The organism is Bacillota bacterium (assembly GCA_023511835.1).
GTDB lineage: Bacteria > Bacillota > Sulfobacillia > JAIMAT01 > JAIMAT01 > JAIMAT01.
Map to the genome: position 1 here is coordinate 1 of JAIMAT010000120.1, position 4,859 is coordinate 4,859.

The 4,859-nt window shown below is 75.7% G+C and carries 5 protein-coding genes; 2 read left to right on the plus strand and 3 right to left on the minus strand.

Features of this window, described 5'->3' with window-relative positions:
• Positions 1–430 precede the first annotated feature (430 nt).
• On the plus strand, positions 431–1,345 hold the full coding sequence (locus tag K6U79_11055) for a glycosidase (GenBank protein ID MCL6522890.1): 915 nt from the start codon (positions 431–433) through the stop codon (positions 1,343–1,345).
• 153 nt (positions 1,346–1,498) lie between these two features.
• On the opposite strand, the gene K6U79_11060 is transcribed toward K6U79_11055, so the two are convergent.
• The 3 genes from K6U79_11060 to K6U79_11070 are packed head-to-tail and all read right to left on the minus strand — an operon-like array spanning position 1,499 to position 4,040.
• The gene (locus tag K6U79_11060; GenBank protein MCL6522891.1) at positions 1,499–2,020 is read right to left on the minus strand and encodes a divergent PAP2 family protein; all 522 of its coding nucleotides are present in this window, start codon (positions 2,018–2,020) and stop codon (positions 1,499–1,501) included.
• Positions 2,021–2,028: 8 nt separating this feature from the next.
• The gene (locus K6U79_11065; GenBank protein ID MCL6522892.1) at positions 2,029–2,826 is read right to left on the minus strand and encodes a polysaccharide deacetylase family protein; all 798 of its coding nucleotides are present in this window, start codon (positions 2,824–2,826) and stop codon (positions 2,029–2,031) included.
• A gap of 14 nt (positions 2,827–2,840) precedes the next feature.
• The gene (locus K6U79_11070) at positions 2,841–4,040 is read right to left on the minus strand and encodes a glycosyltransferase (GenBank protein MCL6522893.1); all 1,200 of its coding nucleotides are present in this window, start codon (positions 4,038–4,040) and stop codon (positions 2,841–2,843) included.
• Positions 4,041–4,093: 53 nt separating this feature from the next.
• Here K6U79_11070 and K6U79_11075 point away from each other — a divergent pair.
• Positions 4,094–4,859 (plus strand): redoxin domain-containing protein (locus K6U79_11075; GenBank protein ID MCL6522894.1); only part of this gene is annotated, 766 nt, incomplete at its 3' end.

Genomic DNA, 4,859 nt, shown 5'->3' on the forward strand with positions numbered 1-4,859 from the left:
GGTCAGCTCGGCGGCCACCGACATGGGGTAGAGCGGGCGGTCGTGGTCCGGCTTCTTTTCCATCCTTTCCCTCTCCCCTGCGTGGAGCGCTCGGCCTCTCCCGCGCACGGTATTCCGCCCCGCCCGCCGTGGTGCCGCCCGCCTCCCCCGCTTCACGGGCCACCCTTCACGGTCTGGCCAGGCTCTGCTACACTGGCGCACGTATTGCGGCCCGCGGAAACCCTCCCCGCCGGGCCCGCCGCGGCGGCCTCCGCCCGCCGCACGGGTTCGCCGGGCCCGCCTGCGGCATAGACCGCTGGCGAGAGGGCCGTCGACGCCCCGTCACCCGGGCCGCTCGCCGGGCGGAGAGGCCGCGGCGGGGCGCGGCCGGGGATGCGGGCGGCCGGGCCGCCCAACCGGAGCCGACGGAAGGGAGCGTAGCGCGACTGGCATGGGCTTTCGCCTCGAACGCCTCTCGACGGAGCCGGTGCTCCGGCCCGTGCAAGAGCACGACTGGGAGCGCGCCGCGGTCTTCAACGCCGCCGCGACGCTCTGGCGCGGCCGTATCGTCCTTCTTTACCGGGCCTCGGACCAGCCTTTCGGCCTGGACTATTCGCACAGCTACGTCTCGGCCATCGGCTTCGCCGAGAGCCGCGACGGGATCCACTTCGAGCGCCGTCCCGAACCGGTCATGCGCGGCGTCGGTCCCCAGGAAGCGCGCGGCGTCGAGGATCCGCGCCTCTCGCGCATCGGCAACCGCTTTCACATGGTCTACACCGCCTTCGGCGGCCGCGAGCCCACCGACTTCCGCATCGCCATGGCCACCTCGCGGGACCTGATCCACTGGGGAGAGCGACGCCTCCTCCTGGACGAGCCCAACAAGGACGGGGCGCTCCTGCCGGCCCGCATCGGCGGCCGCTACTTCCTCTTCCACCGGCGCCCGCCCTCTATCTGGCTGGCGGAATCGACGGACATGGTCCACTGGGAGAACCACCGCGAGATCCTGCTGCCCCGCGCCGGCTACTGGGACTCGGCCCGCATCGGCATCGGGCCGGCCCCGCTGCGCGTCGACGGAGGCTGGCTCCTCATCTATCACGGCGTCGACGCGCGCAACACCTACCGGCTGGGCGCCGCCCTGCTGGACGCGCGCGAGCCCTGGCGCGTCCTCGACCGCCTGGAGGAGCCCATCCTGGAGCCGGAGACCGACTGGGAGCGGAACGGCTGGATTCCCAACGTGGTCTTCGCCTGCGGCGCCGTCGACACGGGCGACCGCCTGCTGGTCTTCTACGGCGCCGCCGACACCTACGTGGGCGCGGCCCAGGTGGCCAAGTCCGAGATCCGCTTCGAGAGCCGCCGCGCCGCCTGATCCGCGGCGGCCGTCCCCCGCCGGCGGCACGCCCCCGCCCGGGCGCGCCGCCGCGCCCGAGCGCCCGCGGCCTGTCCTCCGCCTCCCTCGGCGGCGGGAGCAGGCGTCGCGGCGGCGCTCGGCGGCCCGCCCTCTCGCAAATCTCTCAGGCGCTCAGACGTCGAAGACCACCAGCGCCACCAGCGTGCCGATCAGGACGCCGACCAGCACCTGGAGCGGCGTGTGGCCGCGCAGCTCGCTCACCTCGCGCCGCTCCCGCTCGTGCAGGGCGGCCAGCTCCAGCGCCGCCCGCCCGGCGGAGCGAGGGCCCACCGGCGGCGCCTCCGCCCCGCCCAGCGCCCCCGCCGCCTCCAGCCGCTCCAGGAGCTCGTTGAGGAGCCTGGCCTGCTCCCCCACCGCCCGGCGCACCGTCACCGCGTCCCACATGGCCAGCAGCGCGACGACGATGGCCACCGACGCCTGGCCGGAAGTCCAGCCCGTAGAAAGGCCCACCCCCACCACCAGGCCGCTGACCAGCGCGGCATGCGAGCTGGGCATGCCGCCGGGTTCCAGGAAGCGGCGCCAGAGAAGGCGACGGGCACGCAGGCTCTCGGCCAGCCCCTTCCAGAACTGGGCGATGGCCATGCTGAGGAGCGCCACCACCAGGATGGGGTCGAGGCCGACCAGATGCAGCAGGCGGTGGATCACGTCCGCTCGCCCCCGCCCGCGCGGGGCCGCTCGCGCGCCTCCGCCCCCTCCCGGCCGGCCGCCTCGGGGTCGGGCAGGAGCTCGTCCAGGGGAAGGAGCTCGAAGCCCCGGCCGCGCAGCTCGGCCACCAGCCCGGGCAGGGCCGCCAGCGTCCTCTCCGGCGCCCCGGCCGCTCCGCCCGCGTCGTGGAGGAGGACGATCACACCGGGCCGGAGCCCCCGGCGGACGCGCCGCACGATGGAGTCCGGCGTGGAGCCCGCCTTCCAGTCGTCGCCGACGGCGCTCCAGAGGACGATCCGCTGCCGCACCCTCGCCGCCCCCAGCCAGACCGCCCAGTTGAAGGCGCCCCAGGGCGGGCGCAGGAAGCGGACCCTGCGCCCGCTCACGTCCTCCAGGAGCGCGGCTCCGTCCTCGATCTCGCGCAGCGTGGCCGCCGGGCCCAGCGACCAGGCGTGCCGGTGCGACCAGGTGTGGTTGCCCAGGCTGTGGCCGGCGGCCACCATCTCGCGCACCAGCCCCGGCGCGCGCGCCGCCCTCCGCCCCACCAGGAAGAAGCTGGCCCGCACCCCGAGCCGGCCCAGCGCGTCGAGAAAGCGCGGCGTGGTCGCCGGATCGGGGCCGTCGTCGAAGGTGAGGGCCGCCCGGAGCCCCTCGCCCCCGGCCCGCGCCACCACGCCCGCATGCAGGTAGTGGCCCAGCAGCTCGGGCAGCCCCTCGCCCGCCGCCCAGGCCGTCCCCGCCAGGAGGGCGAGCCCGCCTCCCCAGCCGCGCAGCATCGACCGCTCCACGCCCATCCTCCTTCTCCCGCCTAGGGCCGCGTCGCCGGATCGGCAAGGCCGGCCAAGCGCAGCACCTCGGCCGCCACGCGCCGCGCCGAGCCCGGCCGGCCCGCCGCCCGGGCGGCGCGGCGCAGCGCCTCCAGCCGTTCCGGCTCGGCCAGAAGCCGGCGCACCTGCTCTTCCAACTCCTCCGGTTCGCGCGCCACGATCCCGGCCTGCCGGCGGAGGAGCCAGGCCGCGTTGGCCTCCTCCTGCCCGGGGATGGGCCGGTAGATGAGCGGCGGCACGCCGGCCGCCAGCGCCTCGGCGGTCGTCAGTCCGCCCGCCTTGGTGACCACCAGGTCCGAGGCCGCCATCAGGCGCGGCATGGCGTCGGTGAAGCCGAAGACGCGCGCGCGCCGCCGCGCCCCGGGCACCGCGGCCACCAGCGCCTTCAGCCGTTCCTTCAGGCGGCGGTCCCGGCCCGCCACCAGGAGGAGCTGCAGCTCCGGGTCGAAGCGGAGGAGGCGTTCGGCCACCGCGGCCACGGCCGCCAGCGCGCCGAAGGCGCCCCCGGTGACCAGGAGCGTGGGCCGCTCCGGTCGGAGCCCCAGCGCCCTGCGCAGGCGCGCCCGCTCCTCGGGGCTGTGCGGCCGGAAGGCGTCGCGCACCGGGATGCCCGTCACCCGGACGACTTCCTCCGGTTCGCCGCGGGCCAGGAGGCTTTCCCGCACCTCCTCGCTGCCCACGCAGTAGAGCGCCGTCCCCGGGTGGACCCACTGGCTGTGGACGGTATAGTCGGTGATGACCGTCACCACGGGCACGTCGATCAGCCCGCCGCGGCGCAGGTGGACGAGGACGCCGGCCGGGACGGGAAAGGTGCAGACCGCCACGCGCGGCCGGAGGCTCCGCACCAGGGAGAGAAGGTGGTTCCGCCCCAGGCGGTTGAGAAACTTCTGCCAGGGGGAATCATCGCGCAGGAAGCCCGTCCGGTGGTAGAAGAGTCCGTAGGACCAGGGCGCGTGGCGCAGCATGGCGATGTAGATGTCGCCCACCCCGCGGTTGAAGAGGTGGCCCACCATCTCCATGCCGTCCACCTGGCCGACGCGCAGCCCGGGCGCCGCCTCCAGCAGCGCCTCGCGAACGGCGCGGGCCGCCTGGCGGTGGCCCGCGCCCCAGGTGGCGTCCAGCAGAAGCACGTCCAGGCGCTCCTGCCAGCCGTTTTCCGGCGTTCCACTCTGCGCGTCCACGCCCCGATCATACCGCGCCCCCCGCGGGCATGAAGACGAAGGAGGCGAGAGCCTTGGCCGTGCGGGCGCCCGACTTCCCCCCCGGGCTGGAGTGGATCGGCGGCGGTCCGGTCCGCCTCGCCGACCTGCGCGGCCGCCTCGTCCTGCTCCATTTCTGGACGTACGGCTGCATCAACTGCCAGAACGTGCTGCCCGAGCTCTCCCGGCTCGACGCCCGTTTCCGCTCCCGGGGGCTGACCATCCTGGAGATCCACGCGGGCAAGTTCGACGCCGAACGCTCCACGGAGGCGATCCGGCTGGCCGCCCGCCGCCTGGGCGTCCATCGCCCGGTGGCCAACGACGCCCGCTTCCTGCTCTGGCAGGCCTATGCGGTCCGCGCCTGGCCGACGCTGGTCTTCGTCGACCCCCTGGGGCGGATCGTCGGTCGCCACGAGGGCGAGTTCGCGCCCGCCGAGATGGAGCGGGTGGTGACCGGGCTGCTGGAGCGCTACCGGCGCCAGGGGCTGCTCCGGCCCGGGGAGGGGCCTCCGCTCCCTCCCGCCGCCGGCGAGCCGCCCCCGCGCGGCCTGGCCTTTCCGGGCCGGGTGCTGCCCGACGGCGACCGCATCTGGCTCTCCGACACCGGCCACGGGCGCGTGCTGGCCTTCGACCGCTCCGGCCGCCTGCTGCGGGTGATCGACGGCCTGGAGGCCCCGCAGGGGCTGCTGCGCCTGGGCGAGAGCCTCTGGATCGCCGATCCCGTGGCCGGGACGCTCTGGCGGGCGCCCGCCGGGGAGCCGGGCCCGGCCGAGCCCTATGCGGAGGGACTGCGCCAGCCCT